The sequence below is a fragment of the Streptacidiphilus sp. P02-A3a genome, assembly GCF_014084105.1.
In the GTDB taxonomy this organism is placed as follows: domain Bacteria; phylum Actinomycetota; class Actinomycetes; order Streptomycetales; family Streptomycetaceae; genus Streptacidiphilus.
Map to the genome: position 1 here is coordinate 2,422,755 of NZ_CP048289.1, position 14,289 is coordinate 2,437,043.

The 14,289-nt window shown below is 71.2% G+C and carries 14 protein-coding genes and 1 pseudogene; 6 read left to right on the forward strand and 9 right to left on the reverse strand.

Going from position 1 to position 14,289, the window contains the following annotated elements; genetic code table 11:
• Nucleotides 1–18: 18 nt before the first annotated feature.
• Nucleotides 19–879 carry an AraC family transcriptional regulator gene (locus GXP74_RS10840; RefSeq protein WP_182451279.1) on the forward strand — a complete coding sequence of 287 codons (861 nt, stop codon included), beginning with the start codon at nucleotides 19–21 and terminating at the stop codon, nucleotides 877–879.
• A gap of 46 nt (nucleotides 880–925) precedes the next feature.
• Here GXP74_RS10840 and GXP74_RS10845 read toward each other — a convergent pair whose 3' ends face one another.
• Nucleotides 926–1,873, reverse strand: a complete 948-nt coding sequence (locus tag GXP74_RS10845; protein WP_182451280.1) for an ankyrin repeat domain-containing protein — start codon at nucleotides 1,871–1,873, stop codon at nucleotides 926–928.
• 144 nt (nucleotides 1,874–2,017) lie between these two features.
• On the opposite strand from GXP74_RS10845, the gene GXP74_RS10850 reads away from it, so the two are divergent.
• Nucleotides 2,018–3,370, forward strand: coding sequence for a hypothetical protein (locus GXP74_RS10850; protein WP_182451281.1), 1,353 nt, complete (start codon nucleotides 2,018–2,020; stop codon nucleotides 3,368–3,370).
• 127 nt (nucleotides 3,371–3,497) lie between these two features.
• Here GXP74_RS10850 and GXP74_RS10855 read toward each other — a convergent pair whose 3' ends face one another.
• From GXP74_RS10855 to GXP74_RS10865, 4 genes and pseudogenes are all read right to left on the reverse strand, one after another.
• Nucleotides 3,498–4,007 (reverse strand): NUDIX hydrolase, encoded by a 510-nt coding sequence (locus GXP74_RS10855; protein WP_225448594.1) that lies wholly within the window; start codon nucleotides 4,005–4,007, stop codon nucleotides 3,498–3,500.
• A gap of 34 nt (nucleotides 4,008–4,041) precedes the next feature.
• Nucleotides 4,042–4,260 (reverse strand): annotated as a pseudogene (locus tag GXP74_RS40220) (alpha/beta hydrolase); the annotation flags it as partial.
• 69 nt (nucleotides 4,261–4,329) lie between these two features.
• Nucleotides 4,330–4,485 carry a hypothetical protein gene (locus tag GXP74_RS10860; protein WP_182451283.1) on the reverse strand — a complete coding sequence of 52 codons (156 nt, stop codon included), beginning with the start codon at nucleotides 4,483–4,485 and terminating at the stop codon, nucleotides 4,330–4,332.
• Between the two features lie 143 nt (nucleotides 4,486–4,628).
• Nucleotides 4,629–5,174, reverse strand: coding sequence for a flavoprotein (locus tag GXP74_RS10865; protein WP_182451284.1), 546 nt, complete (start codon nucleotides 5,172–5,174; stop codon nucleotides 4,629–4,631).
• 151 nt (nucleotides 5,175–5,325) lie between these two features.
• Between GXP74_RS10865 and GXP74_RS42080 the strand changes: the two genes are divergently transcribed.
• The 3 genes from GXP74_RS42080 to GXP74_RS10875 all read left to right on the forward strand — a co-directional run bounded on the left by GXP74_RS42080 (nucleotide 5,326) and on the right by GXP74_RS10875 (nucleotide 6,841).
• The gene (locus GXP74_RS42080) at nucleotides 5,326–5,742 is read left to right on the forward strand and encodes a helix-turn-helix domain-containing protein (protein ID WP_370468546.1); all 417 of its coding nucleotides are present in this window, start codon (nucleotides 5,326–5,328) and stop codon (nucleotides 5,740–5,742) included.
• A complete protein-coding gene (locus tag GXP74_RS10870) occupies nucleotides 5,648–6,481 on the forward strand; it encodes a transcriptional regulator (protein WP_370468589.1) in 834 nt (277 codons plus the stop codon). The genes GXP74_RS42080 and GXP74_RS10870 overlap by 95 nt, the downstream gene beginning before the upstream one ends.
• Before the next feature lie 126 nt (nucleotides 6,482–6,607).
• Nucleotides 6,608–6,841, forward strand: coding sequence for a hypothetical protein (locus GXP74_RS10875; RefSeq protein WP_182451285.1), 234 nt, complete (start codon nucleotides 6,608–6,610; stop codon nucleotides 6,839–6,841).
• Between the two features lie 167 nt (nucleotides 6,842–7,008).
• Here GXP74_RS10875 and GXP74_RS10880 read toward each other — a convergent pair whose 3' ends face one another.
• The 4 genes from GXP74_RS10880 to galE form a co-directional block, all read right to left on the reverse strand.
• On the reverse strand, nucleotides 7,009–8,055 hold the full coding sequence (locus GXP74_RS10880; RefSeq protein ID WP_182451286.1) for an agmatine/peptidylarginine deiminase: 1,047 nt from the start codon (nucleotides 8,053–8,055) through the stop codon (nucleotides 7,009–7,011).
• Between the two features lie 28 nt (nucleotides 8,056–8,083).
• Nucleotides 8,084–9,775 (reverse strand): urease subunit alpha, encoded by a 1,692-nt coding sequence (locus GXP74_RS10885; RefSeq protein ID WP_182456361.1) that lies wholly within the window; start codon nucleotides 9,773–9,775, stop codon nucleotides 8,084–8,086.
• A 62-nt stretch (nucleotides 9,776–9,837) separates the two neighbouring features.
• Nucleotides 9,838–10,542, reverse strand: coding sequence for an urease subunit gamma (locus GXP74_RS10890; RefSeq protein WP_182451287.1), 705 nt, complete (start codon nucleotides 10,540–10,542; stop codon nucleotides 9,838–9,840).
• 255 nt (nucleotides 10,543–10,797) lie between these two features.
• Nucleotides 10,798–11,802, reverse strand: a complete 1,005-nt coding sequence (gene galE / locus GXP74_RS10895; RefSeq protein WP_182451288.1) for a UDP-glucose 4-epimerase GalE — start codon at nucleotides 11,800–11,802, stop codon at nucleotides 10,798–10,800.
• 319 nt (nucleotides 11,803–12,121) lie between these two features.
• On the opposite strand from galE, the gene GXP74_RS10900 reads away from it, so the two are divergent.
• Nucleotides 12,122–14,278 (forward strand): SpoIIE family protein phosphatase, encoded by a 2,157-nt coding sequence (locus GXP74_RS10900; protein WP_182451289.1) that lies wholly within the window; start codon nucleotides 12,122–12,124, stop codon nucleotides 14,276–14,278.
• The last annotated feature ends 11 nt before the right edge of the window (nucleotides 14,279–14,289 follow it).

The following is a 14,289-nucleotide window of genomic DNA, read 5'->3' on the forward strand; positions in this document are numbered from 1 at the left end:
CCAATGGGGGATGGGCCCATGCACGGGAACGAACTAGTCGCGCGGGCCGCTGCCGATGAGCTGCGCGATCAAGTCCTGGGCTATCGCGGATTCCACTTCAACGCGATCGGAGTGCGGCGCAGACTCCTCGTCCCCGACGGGGTGGTGAAGGTGATGCTGGGCTTCGGTGACCCGCTGCGGGTACTCGACTCCTGCGACCCGACCCGCTCCTGGAGCGGATCCTGTCTGGCCAGTGGCATCCGGACGACGGGCGCGATCGGCGAGCACACCGGGCTGATCCACGGGGTGACCATCCTGCTCACCCCGCTCGCCGCCTACCGGCTGTTCGGGGTGCCGATGTCCGAATGGGCCGAGCTGTCCGTGCCGCCGGAGGACCTCTGCCGCTCACCCTGGAGCGACCTGCCCGACCGGCTGGCGCAGATCCCGGACTGGGACGGACGCTTCGCCCTCCTGGACCACGTGCTCGGCATGGCATTCGACACAGGCCCGGCGGTCAGCCCCGAGGTGACCTGGGCCTGGCAGCGGATCCAGGGCAGCTGCGGGCGGGTCCGGATCGAGGAGCTCGCGGCACAGACCGGCTGGCACCGCCGCCACCTCGAACGGCGCTTCCGCTGCCAGACCGGGCTGACCCCGAAGGGGGCGACGCAGGTGATGCGGTTGCAGGCGGCCCTGCGGCTGAACGAGGCCGGTGCCAACTGGGCCGATGCCTCGGCCCAAGCCGGGTACTACGATCAGCCGCACTTCGACCGCGTGTTCAAGGCGATGACCGGCCGCACACCGAGCACCTTCCGCTCGGAGCGCGGGGCCGCCTCCAGGCACGACGCTGCGGACTTCGTGCGCGGACAGGTGACCAGCGCCATCCTCGCGAACCGCCCCTGACCTCCTCCCGACCCGGAAACCGCGGACAGGATCAGCCCGCCCCCGGTCAGTCCCGCTCCGGGAGTTCGACCCACACGTCCGGCGGCCCCTCGATCGCGCGGGCATTGGTCAGCCGCAGCCCGGCGAACGCACACGAGTACGCCACCGCGTTGTGCTGGTACAGGTACCCGGCCAGGACTTCCTCCGCGGTGGCATCGAGATCCACCGGCCCGCCCGGGTGCAGGTCCCACCTCTCGACGACGCCGTCGCGAGCGATGCTGCCCTGGTTGCCGCTCTTGGGGTTGGCGTACAGGCCGTAGCAGACGGTGCCGACGGAAAGCCGGGTCAGTACCCCGCGGTCGTCCGCCGCATAGCCCCAGGGCTGGGTGACGACGCAACCACCCGGCACCGTGGTCACGCCGACGATCCGCAGGCCCCGGTCGGACGCCCAGGGTTGCTCAAGCAGGTCATCCAGCTCCTCGCCCGCCGCCGGAGCCGCCCCCAGGCGGCGTATCGCCTCCTCGGCGTCGATCCCGGCCACGCACGCCAGACTGGTGCCCTCGTAGTGGAGGTCCCCCAACGCGGCGACGAGCCGTCGACCCTCCGCCACCGCCGCCTGCTCCGCCTCGCTCAGTCCGGGGCTGCCCTCGGGCAGCACGAACAGGTCCGGTGTCAGCCCGGCCAGGCTGAGCCGGCCCGGTGACCAACCGCCGATCAGTGGCCGCCAGGGATCCGCCCCCTGCTTGGCGAGGGCCCAGGCGTTGTCCAACCGGTCGTGCGTCACGGCCTCCCAGAGGGCGGTCGTCCCCCGCTCCAGCGCGTCCACGTCCGTGACGCGTCGGGCCAGCTCGATCACCACCTCGGGGGAGCCGGAGACAGCCGCCAGGTGCAGCGGTCGCCCCGCACCCCACCCGTTCTCCACGTCGGCCCCCAGCTCCAAGCACTCCAGGACCCGGTCGTAGCCCGCCCAGCCCTTCCAACCCAGACCCGCCCAGCCGCCGGCGTCACCTGCCATGATGCCCCTCCCACACCTCTTGCGACGGCTCTGCCATCGCCTGTACACGCAGCATCACAGACGGGTCTGACAATGCGGGTGCCGCCGTCCTGGACATCGGCCCTGGCCTGCGAACACGTGATCGGGTCGGCGTAGCCTCCTCCCGTGGCAAGCCTCGTTTTCAATCGGACCACCCGACCCAAGGGCCGCCGGGTCGCGCTCCTCGCGCCCGCGTCGGCGCTGGTCGTGCCCTGCTCCCGGCTGATGCTTACCGGGCACCTGGTGGCCGCCGCCTACCTGGCAGGGGGCATGGTCCTGCTCTTCGGCGTGCTCTGGCTGGTGTACCGCTCCAGCTGGACCGGGATCGGGCCGGAGGGGATCACCCGCGCCCCGGGACACCGCCGTCCGCGCACCCTGCCCTGGTCCGAGATCAGCTGGATCGGCGTCCGCACCGTCGCGTCCAACCGGGGAGTGGTCCGCTCGGTGCGGGTGACCACCACCACCGGCAAGCGGTTCCTGCTGCCCTGCGTCACCGACTCCCTCCCCTGCCCCGACCCCGACTTCGACCACAAGGTCGAGCAGATCACCGCCTGCTGGAAGGCCCACACCGACAGGTCCTCCCGGATCGAGCCGGAACCGTCCCGCGGCGACGCCCGGTATGACGCCCTCATCCGGTTCAACCGCAGCCCGCTCGGCGCGTCTCGGCGACTCGTCCGCACCGGTTGGTGCCAGGCCGCGTTGGCGCTGCTCTTCGCGGGACTGGCGGTGCACGCGCTCAGCGCCGTACCGGGCGACCGCAGCACCGCCGCGGCCTACCGGCACCGGACCGTCTGCCCCACGGCACCCGATCCGTCCACGCTCACCCTCGCCCAACTGCGGGCGCTCACCGCCGACCCCTCACCGGCCGACTGCGTCAACCACGAGCCGATGACCGTGGACAGCACGGTCATCGGCTCCAACCCACTCGCGGAGTCCCGCCTGTACCTGTCCGCCGTGCCCGACAACGGCACCACCTACGAGGTCGACTTCGGTACCGCGACCCCCTGGCTTCGTTCCCTGCAACCCGATGACCCGATCTACGCCGACTATGTGGCCAACGGCCAGATCACCGACGTGGGCTCGGGCAACGTCATGCTGCACGACACCGAATCACCCGCGTACCTCCAGAACACCGCCATCGCCGACGCGGTGGCCTTCGGCTCCGTAGCCCTGCTCATGGGGGCCTGGTCAGCAGCGCTGCTGCGCCGCCGCTACAACCGCGCCCTCGCGCCCGGCGGGTTCCGCTGGTGGGTGACCTGCTCGCTGCCCGCCGTCGTCATCACCGTCCTGGTCGACAACCACCTCCAGCAGGACCCCGCCCCGCTCGTGGCCGACTACGTCACCGTCCCGGCCGTCGCCCTCGCCGCCGGGCTGGTCCTGGCCCTCGGCCTCAGCCGCATCCGCCCGCGGCGAGGCGGCACCGCCGGACCCGGGTCCCCCACCGAGTGGCACCTGGGCGACGGCGGGCAGAGGTGGTGAGCGGAACGGACCCTTCGGACAGACCCATGTGCCCGGTCACGGCAAGGACGGTCACGGATTCATCCGGATGCCATCGCGGCCCCGCCGAACCCTCCCGGAGGTCGGCTGGATCGCGGGGCAGGGGCGGCTACCCCAGGCGCAGTTGGCGCAACAGCAGCAGCGCGGCCACGCTGCTGGCGCTGGGTACCTCGCCGTTGGCGATCAGTTCGGGCACCCGCGCCAGCGGCATCCATTCGCGCCGCTCGGACTCGAAGTCGTCCTGCGGAGGCCCCACGTACTGCGCCGTCCGCGACCAGTAGACGTGGTGCCGCCCGTCGGTGAGCCCGTTCGACGGCTCGACCGTCAGCAGGTGCTGGAGCGGGCCGGGACGCCAGCCGGTCTCCTCCAGCAGCTCGCGTGCCGCTGCCTCCTCCGGTGACTCACCGGCCTCGACGCCCCCAGCGGGCAGCTCCCAGCCCCAGGTGTCGGTGATGAACCGGTGCCGCCACAGCAACAGTGCCTCGTCGGCCTCGTTGACGACAGTGGCCACGGCGACCGGCCGCACGCGCATCAGGTAGTGGTCCAGATGGCGCCCGTCGGGGAGTTCGACGTCGGCGACGCATTCTCCCGCACCGGAGCAGCGGCCTCGGACAGCCAGGCCGCATGGGCACCGCCGCGTCTCAGCAGTGTCACACCGCGCGTGCCACCGGCCAGGACGGGCTCGGCGAGTAGCCTCGGGACAGCCGAACGTGAGAGAAATCGGCGGCCGCGATGGGCGGCTCGGTCATCGCCAGCTGCATGCCGAGGGCGGTCCAGTCGGAGTACCCGACCGGGCCGCCGATTTCGGGCAGCGCAAGGAGGGCGTCCAGGCTGGTTCGCCAGTCCGGGACTGCGTTTTCGACCACCGGGCCGGGCCCACGGGCGGACGCCACGAGCGGAAGCGCCCGCACCGCGAGGTGACGGGCGCACGGCTGTTCCGGTCAGCCCTGCTCGCGGTCCACAGTCGTGACGAAGGACCGAATTCGGTACGCCGGTACATCCTCACGTTCCGGCCACGCGTTTGCGTTGCTCTCGGCCTGCGCCTGCTTGTAGGTGCTGACGAGTTCCGCGTACTTGGGGTTGATCCACTCAGACATGGGTGCCTCCGATCAACAGGAGCCTACCCGCGCCGAGCCCGGGGGCTCACCCCTCCGGGCTTCGTGCAAGGTTTCTCGGGCTTCGGCATCGGGCGGATCGCACACGACGGAGCGTGCTGGCACTTCAGACGCGGGAGAAGGGGTCAACTGACCATCTCACTGACGGCGTTGAGCGCAGCTTCCCACGGGTACGCTGTCGGATTTCCTTCTCCGGGACGGTTAGGCACGAAGCCGCCCTCGCCGAGTAGGACGCGTACCCCGGCCCCGCGCAGGGTTCGGATGCTGCGGTCGAACTGCGGGTGCGCCAGGAACGCGCTGTTGACGCAGGGCATCGTGACGAGCGGGATGCCCTTGCCGATGGCCTCGGCCGCGAACCCGACGATAAACGACCCGCCTGTCAGCCCCAGCGCCCAGGAGTTCAGTGTGTTGAACGTCGCCGGGGCCAACAACGCGACCGTCGCGGGCGGCCAGGGGTCCGGCTCATGCGGCAACCGGTAGGCACTGCGCACGGGATGGCCCGTCAGCGCAGCCAGAGTGGGGAGTGCAGACTCCAGCCAGCGCGCGGCGGTTGGCGTCAACCCCAGACACACATCCCACCCTTGCCCCTGGGCCCGCTCCACGACCGCGCCGACGTCGAGCACGGGAGGGGCGGCGGAACCCAGGAGGTACAGCACGCGCGTCGAAGACATGTCGCCACGATGGCCGAGGCCCAGCGCAACGCGCAACCGATTGCCAGCGTGAGCGGAACGCCATTGTGTTGACGGGGAGTAACGGTACGGTTGCAGGTGACGAGTCATGAACGGAGTTCAGATGCTTCCTGTGGATGACGAGCACACCGGTATGCGTATCGCCCGTTACCGAAAGCTACGGCACCTCACCCAGCGTGGACTGGCTACCGCCGCCTGCGTCTCCTACAGCATGGTCTTCCAGGTCGAGCAGGGGAGGAAGCAGCCCAGTCCGGCACTTCTCGCGGCCTTCGCACGGATCTTGTCGGTCTCGGTGGCGGACCTCGCTGGGCAGCCCTTCCTCGCCGAGCTCCAGCAGGACCAGCTCGACGGGTTGATCAATCCGATCCGTGAGGCCCTGGACGTCTACGACTTGGGTGCCGATCCGGACATCACCCCCCCGCCCCCTGGCAGAGCTTGTCGCGGACGCGGATCGCGTGTGTGTCCTGGTGCGGGCGACGGATCTGCGCGGAGCGGCGAGCGAACTGCCGGGGCTGCTGCAGGAAACGACGACCGCAGCGCACCTGCATAGCAGCGATGCCACGTGGTCGGCCCTGGCCAGCGTGCACCGGTCGGCCTTCGACGTGGCGACGAAGCTTGGATACCACGATCTGGCGTCGATCGCTCTGGATCGGATGGCCTGGGCAGCGCACCATGCCTCGGATCCGGTGATGGCGGGGGTGCGCCAGTATCTGCGTTCTCTCGGCTACCTGCGTGCTGGTCAATATCGCACGGGCCGCAGGTTGGCTGAGATCGGCCGCCAGATGGTGGCCCTGGGCGAGTCGGGGCGTGCCCGAGATGCCGTGACAGGACAACTGTGCCTGGGGGCCGCCGTCCTGGCGGCGCGCGACCGGGATGGGGACGCGGCCCTGGGACATGTCGATGAGGCCTATCGGATCGCCGAATCGACAGGAGAGGCCACACGGATCCACTGGTTGACCTTCGGGCCAACGAATGTGGCGGCCCATCATGCAAGCATCCTGGTGGATCAGGACTTGTACGCAGAAGCACTGATGGTCGCGAAGACGATCAAGATTCCTGCGGACTGGCCGGCATCGCGCACGGCTCATCACCGAGCCGAGATTGCTCGGGCCCAACTGTGGACCGGGCGCACCGAGGCCGCGTTTCGCAGCCTGCTGGAGGCCCGGCAGTTGGCTCCCCAGCAGACGCGGTACAGCCCTACCGTACGGGACACGGTGTCGGCGCTACTCTCGGCTAAGCGAGCCTCGCCTGACACGCTGTCGAACTTCGCCGCCTGGGTTGGCATGTAGGCCCGTTCGGCCAGGTCGGGGCGTTGTCGCGGACTATCACTAGGCAGTGATAGTTACCTCGTTGTCATGCGATCACTCTGTGACTGTAAGCGAGCAGTCCCTTGGAGATCCGATGGAGGTCAACTGATGGACATCGATGCGGGGACGTCGGTTGTGGGTCGGCCGTGGACGTTGACGTTGGAGGTGGTGCAGTTGGAGGGGCCGGAGTTCGATCTTGAGCGGCATCGGCGGGTGGTGGAGGAGCTGATCATCCGGGATGTCTGCGACATGGTGTTCCGGCTGGAGGACGGGGCCGTGATCCGGATCGAGTCGTACCTGGGGCGTCGCGACCCCGTGCTCGCGTTGGAGGGGCGGCCGTGATCGGGGCTGCTCGGGCACGCGAGTTGCGGGGTGCTGCGGCCGCGCCGGATTCGGCGGCTGTGGGAACTGCGGGGGGCGTGTCCGCAGGTGGATGCCGACGCCGGTGAACCCCCGTCGGCGCGGGGGCGACGGGGGTTCACCGACGGCGGTTCGCCGGGGTGGTGGGGTCAGGGCCTGGGCTGTTGCTGGGTGATGCAATGGATGCCGCCCCCGTTGGCGAAGATCTCGCGGGCGTCGACCAGGACGACCTCGCGGTCGGGGAAGTACTCGGCGAAGACCGCCGCCGCCCGCTGGTCGCGCTCGTCGTCGAAGGCGCAGAGGACGACCGCGCCGTTGCACAGGTAGTGGTTGATGTAGGAGTAGTCGACCGGGGAGCCGTCCTCCTCGAAGAGGACGGTCGGGGCGTGCAGTTCGACCACGTCGAGCTGCCTGCCCCGGGCGTCGGTCGAGGCGCGGAGCAGGTCGGCGATCTGCCGGGTGGGCTCGTGGTCGGGGTGGGCCGGGTCGGGCTGGATGTGGACGGCGACCACGCCCGGGCGCAGGAAGGCGGCGACGATGTCGATGTGGCCGCGGGTGCCGAAGCGCTGGTAGTCGCGGGTGAGGCCGCGCGGGACCCAGATCGCCTTGGTGGTGCCGAGGTGGGCGTGGATCTCCGCTTCGACCTGCTCCTTGGTCCAGTCGGAGTTGCGGCCCTCGCCCAGCTGCACGGTCTCGGTGAGCAGCACGGTGCCCTCGCCGTCGACGTGGATGCCGCCGCCCTCGTTGATCAGGCGGGAGGCGAACCGCTGCGCCCCGGTGAGGTTGGCCACCTCCTCGGCGATGTCCTGGTCGTACTCCCAGCTGGCCCACTCCTGGGCGCCCCAGCCGTTGAACACCCAGTCGGCCGCCGCGAGTCCGCCCTTGCCGTTGGTCAGGAAGGTCGGGCCGATGTCGCGCATCCAGGCGTCGTCCAGCGGGCGTTCGACGATCAGGACCTCGGTGGACAGGTAGCGCTGGGCGTCGTACTCCTCGCCGCTGTTCACCACCATGGTCACCGGCTCGAACCGGACGACGGTGTTGGCGACGGCGGCCCAGGCCTGCCGGGCGGCGTGCAACTCGCCCTCGTCGAAGGTCTCGTTGCGGGTGGGGAAGGCCATCCAGGTGCGGTCGTGCGGCTGCCATTCGGCGGGCATGGTGAAGCCGAGCTCCGCCGGGGTCTGCTGATGATGCGTCATGGGGGTTGTCCTTGTGGGTGTTTCAGGTTCAGAGGAAGTAGAGGCGGCTGAGCGGGACGGAGTCGGCGGGCTCGGAGCGCAGTGGTGCGCCGTCGAGGGAGACCAGGCCGGTGCGGGTGTCCACGTCGACCTGGCCGAGGCGGGCGTTGCGGACCAGGTCGCGGGGGCCGATGCCGCGGGTGCCGCGGACCGCCACCCGGCGGCGGCGGGTGGGGAGCTGATCGTCGTTGTGGACGGCGGCAGCGGCGACGAAGGCGACCGAGATGTCGGCGGCGGTGGCCCCGTGGGCGCCGAACTGCGGTCCCAGGACCAGGGGTTCGCAGCGGTCGGTGGAGGCGTTGGGGTCGCCGGTGACGCCGTAGGCGGGGAAGCCGGACTTCAGCACCAGTTGTGGTTTGGCGCCGAAGTGGTCGGCGCGCCACAGGACCAGGTCGGCGAGTTTGCCCACCTCGATCGAGCCGATCTCGTGGGCGAGGCCGTGGGCGATGGCCGGGTTGATGGTGAGTTTGGCGATGTAGCGCAGCACGCGCTCGTTGTCGTCGCCGGACGCCGTCTCGCCGAACCCGCCGTCCAGCGGGCCGAGTTCGTACTTCATCTTGGCGGCGACGGCGAAGGTGCGGCGGACGGTCTCCCCGGCGCGGCCCATGCCCTGGGCGTCGGAGGAGGTGATGCCGATGACGCCGAGGTCGTGCAGGATGTCCTCGGCGCCCATGGTTCCGGCGCGGATGCGGTCGCGGGCCATGGCGGCGTCGCCGGGCAGGTCGACCTTGAGGTCGTGGGCGGAGACGATCATGCCGAAGTGCTCGCCGAGGGCGTCGCGGCCGAACGGCAGGGTGGGGTTGGTGGAGGAGCCGATGACGTTGGGGACGCCGGCCATCTTCATCACGTTGGGGACGTGTCCGCCGCCGCAGCCCTCGATGTGGAAGGCGTGGATGGTGCGTCCGCCGAGGACGGCCAGGGTGTCCTCGACCGAGAGGCACTCGTTGAGGCCGTCGGTGTGCAGGGCGACCTGCACGTCGTGGTCCTCGGCGACGCGCAGGGCGGTGTCCAGGGCGCGGGTGTGCGCGCCCATGTCCTCGTGCACCTTGAAGCCGCAGGCGCCGCCCTCGGCCAGGGCCTCGATCAGCGGCGCCTCGTCGGAGGAGGAGCCGCGGGCCAGGAAGCCGATGTTGACCGGCCAGGCGTCGAAGGCGTTGAACGCGTGGCGCAGCGCCCAGGGCGAGTTGACGCCGACGCCCCAGACCGGGCCGAACTCCTGGCCGATGATGGTGGTGACGCCGGAGGCCAGCGAGGCCTCCATGATCCGTGGTGAGAGCAGGTGGACGTGGGTGTCGATGGCTCCGGCGGTGGCGATCATGCCCTCGCCGGAGACGATGGTGGTGCCGGTGCCGACCACCACGTCCACCCCGTCGAGGGTGTCCGGGTTCCCGGCGCGGCCGATGGAGACGATGCGTCCGTCGCGGACGCCGATGCTGGTCTTGCGGATGCCCAGGATCGCGTCGATCACCAGCACGTTGGAGATGACCAGGTCGCAGGTGTCGCGGACGGCGGCGGCCTTGAGGTGCAGGCCGTCGCGGGCGGTCTTGCCGAACCCGGCCAGGAACTCCTCACCGGGCTGCTGGGAGTCGGACTCGACCCGGACGATCAGCCCGGAGTCGCCCAGCCGCACCCGGTCCCCGGCCCGCAGGCCGTGTACCGCGATGTAGTCCTGCGGCTCGATGCCCTCGGCGGGGGAGAAGCCGGGGCGGCCGTGGCAGCCCTGCGCGTCGAAGCGGCTCGCGGTCACTGTCCCGCCTCCTGATACTGCGTCAGATAGCCTGTGGCGCGAGCCTTTTCGAGCGCCGCCTCGCGGGCGCCGGGGGCGTCGAGCGGGCCGTCGACCAGCCCGGCGAAGCCGATGGCGACCCGGTCCCCGGCGATCGGCCGCAGCGCCACCTCCACGGTCGCGCCCGGATCGAAACGCACCGAGGAGCCGGCCGGGATCGCCAGCCGCAGGCCGTAGCCGGCCGCGCGGTCGAAGGCCAGTCGGGGGTTGGCCTCGAAGAAGTGGAAGTGCGAGGTCACCGTGATCGGCACGGACGAGGTGTTGCACACCGGCAGCCGTACCGGGGGAGTGGACGGCTGGTAGCCCGCGCCCTCGCCGGGCAGCGCCGCCCCCGGGGCGTCCGGGCCGAGCGAGCCCGCGCCCCGGAACGGGTCGTCGATCACGCACAGCCGGGTGCCGTCGTCGAACACCGCCTCCACCTGGATGGTGGTCACCACGTCCGGGACGCCGGGCAGCACGTCGTCCGCGGTGAGCACGCCGCGCCCGGCCTCGATCGCCTCGGCGAGGCGGCGGCCGTCGCGGGCCGCCTCGCAGACGGTGTCCGCGATCAGTGCGGTGGCCTCGGGGACGTTGAGGCGCACGCCCCGCGCGCGCCGGGCTCGCGCCAGTTCGGCCGCTGTGAAGATCAGCAACCGGTCCCGTTCGGTCGGTGTCAGTCGCACGGTGCCTCGCCCTTGGGGTCGGAAGGGGTCGAAAGGGTGTGAAAGGAGTCGGAAGGGTTTAGAACGCTGTTCAAACTTCTGCCAGCATTAGACCCCGCCGCACGGGCGATGTCCAGCGTCGCGCCGCCGAGTCGCGCCGGCGGCGGTGTCGCCGCTGGGTGCCGGGAGCGCCGAACCGCCCGGACGCGCGGGCGTCCGGGCGGTTCGGGGTGCGGTAGCCGGGGTGCGGTGGCCGGGGTGCGGTGGCCCGGGTGGTCAGCTCGGGGCGAGCACGGACTCGCGGTGGGCGAACCAGGCGAGGGTGTCGGCGATGCCCTGCTCCAGGCTGAGCTCGGGCCGCCAGTCGAGCAGCTCGGCTGCCTTCTCGCTGCGGGTGAACGCCCCGGCGGTGTCGCCCGGACGCGGTCCGGCCTCCACCACCGGCTGCGGCGCGCCGGTGACCGCCTCGAACGCGGCGATCAGCTCGCGGACGGTGGTGCCCTCCCCGGTGCCGAGGTTGATCACGTTGTAGCAGCCGTTGCCGCCGGGCGGCAGGGCCTGGTCGAAGCGCGTCAGCGCGGCGACATGCGCCCGGGCCAGGTCCCAGACGTGGACGTAGTCGCGGATGCCGCTGCCGTCGCGGGTCGGCCAGTCGGTGCCGGTGATCCGGAACGGCTCGCCCGAGCGCCGGGCCTCGATCAGCTTGCCCAGGGCGTGCGAGGGCAGCGGCGTCTGCAGCCCGGTGCGCAGCAGCGGGTCCGCGCCGATCGGGTTGAAGTAGCGCAGTGACAGCACCCGCAGCCGGGTGGCCTCGGCGGTGTCCTTGAAGACCAGCTCGATCAGCATCTTGGTGCGGGCGTAGGGGCTGAGCGGGTCCAGTTCCGAGGACTCGTCCACGGCGAAGTCCGGCCCCGGGGTGTAGATCGAGGCGGAGGAGCTGAACAGCAGCCGGTCGCAGCCGTTGCGCTGGAGGTGCTCCACCAGCGCGACGGTCTTGGCCACGTTCTCGCGGTAGTAGCGCAGCGGTTCGGAGACCGACTCCGGGACGACGATCAGCGCCGCGCAGTGGATGGTGGCGGCTATCTCCGGGTGGTCCGCGAAGATCCGGTCAACCAGTGGCCCGTCGGCGATGTCGCCCTCGTAGAAGTCCCGGCCCTCGGTGAACTCACGGCGGCCGGTCACCAGGTTGTCCAGAATGACTGGGGTGATCCCTTGGTCCAGGCAGGCGGATGCGATCGTGCTGCCGATGAACCCGGCCCCGCCGGTGATCAGTACCTTCATCTTCAATCCCACCCCTTCGGACGACTGGCGTCGGCTCCGCGCCGCTCAGAGGTAGGGACGATACCCTCATCGAGATGGTTCCGTGATCTGGTGTTATCCGTACAGTGATGATCCACGCCGTGCGGGGCCGCGCTGTCACCCGTGCGTGATCGACCGGATCCCGTCAGTGGAAGCCCTGCTTCCGCACGCCGCCATTGCCGTCCCGCACTTCATCCGACAGGATGAAGTGCGGAAGTACGGATAAACACACGTAGACCCGGACGCTGTCTCCGGCAGCACCGGACGGGCCCGAGCGGCCGAGAGCGGTGGGAGCAGTATGGTGTCGGTACCCCAGCCGCCCTGGCCTGTGCCGGGCGCGTCCACGCTGGGCGGTGGCCCGTCCGGGTATCCCGATATCGGTGCGAGCCCGGCCACCTGGCTGGAACCGGCGATGGCGGCCAACGGCATCGGCACCTTCGACTGGGACATCCGCACCGACGTCATCGTGGCCGACGAGCTGGCCCGCCGGATCATCGGGATCGGCCCGGAGGAGGCCGAGAGCGCCCCGGGGATGCCCGGCGGCGAGTTCGACGGCGAGTCGTTCCTGGAACTGCTGCACCCCGATGACCGGCCGGTGGTCCGCCGCCGGGTCCGCCGCGCCGTCTCCGAGCTGGGCCAGTGCGGCGCCTACTACCGCACCGTCTTCCCCAACGGCGACATGCACGCGGTGCGCTTCCGCGCCCGGGTACTGGCCGACGCGGACGGACTGGCCGCGCACATGGTCGGCTTCGTCTGGGACGCCACCGCCGAACTGAACAAGCGGCTGCGGGCCGACCATCTGGCCGTACTGCGCGAGGAGCGCACCCGCTTCATCAAGGAGACCGCCCGCGCCCTGTCCGACGCCGTCAGCGTGCACGACGTCGCCCGGGTGTTCACCGAGCTGCCGCTGCCCGGCATCCCGCCGGACGGGCTGGTGCTGGCGGTGCTGGAGAACGGCCGGATCCAGATCCAGCGGTCGATCGGCTACCGGGACGACGCCAGGGCCCCCGACCACATCCCGATGGACTCCGACCACCCCGCCACCGAAGCGCTGCGCACCCGCACCCCGGTCTTCCTCGGCAGCCCGAGGGAGTACCGCGAGCGCTACCCGGGGGCCTGGCCGCTGGCCGAGAAGACCGCCCGCTGCTCCTGGGTGTTCCTGCCGCTGGTCGCCAGTGGTCGGCCGCTCGGCGTCTGCGTGATCTCCTTCGACGAGGACCGCGAGCTCGACGCCGAGGACCGGACGCTGCTGGGCACCCTCGGCGGCATGGTCGCCCAGTCGCTGGCCCGGGCCCGGCTGCACGACGCCGAGCACGAGCTCGCCGCCGGGCTACAGCGGGTGCTGCTGCCGCGCCGGATCCCGCCGCTGCCGGGCTTCACCACCGCCGTCCGCTACCTCCCGGCCGGGACCGGCCTGCAGATCGGCGGCGACTGGTACGACGTGGTGCCGCTGCCCGGCGGCCACATCGGCGTGGTCATCGGCGACGTCCAGGGCCACGACGTGCACGCCGCCGGGGTGATGGGGCAGCTGCGGATCGCGCTGCGGGCCTACGCCGCCGAGGGGCACCCGCCGGACGCGGTGATGGCCCGGGCCTCCCGCTTCCTCGCCGACCTCGACACCGGCCACTTCGCCACCTGCCTGTACGCGGAGGTCAACGTCGACTACGGCGCGGTCTACGCGGTCCGCGCCGGGCACCTGGACCCGCTGGTACGCCGGGCCGACGGCAGCTGCGCCGTCCAGGCGGTCACCGGCGGGCTGCCGCTGGGCATCGACCCGGAGAGCACCTACCCGGTCACCCGGTTCACGCTGGACCCCGGCGAACTGCTGCTGCTGTGCACCGACGGACTGGTGGAGACCCGCTCGGTCGACCTGGACCAGGGCATGGAGCGGATCCGGCAGGCCATCGCCGGACCGCAGCCGCAGGGCCCGGGCGCGCTGGAGGCCCTGGCCGAGCGGATCGAGGCGACCGCCGCCGACAGCCACGAGCGGGACGACGACATCGCGCTGCTGCTGCTCCGCTGGGACGGCCCGGACGGGCACCGGCCGCGCACGCTGCGCCGCCGGATCCCGCAGGCGGACCTGGCTCGGATCTCCGAGGTGCGCCGGGAGCTGCGGGACGCGGTACGGCGCTGGGGTGTCGGCGAACTGGCCGACACGGTGGAGCTGCTGACCTCCGAGCTGATCACCAACGCGCTGGTGCACACCGACCGGGACGCGCTGCTCACCGCCCGGCTGTTCCAGGAGTGCCAGGAGGACGAGGTGGGCCCGGCCCGGCTGCGGGTCGAGGTGGACGACGACTCGGACCTGTGGCCGAAGCGCCGCACCCCCGGCGAACAGGCTTCCTCGGGACGCGGGTTGATGCTGGTGGAGGCGCTGTCCGACGCCTGGGGCGTGGACCCGCGCGGCAGCGGCAAACGGATGTGGTTCGAACTGGCATGGGCCCCGGCCCCGGCCTGAACGTCCAGGCG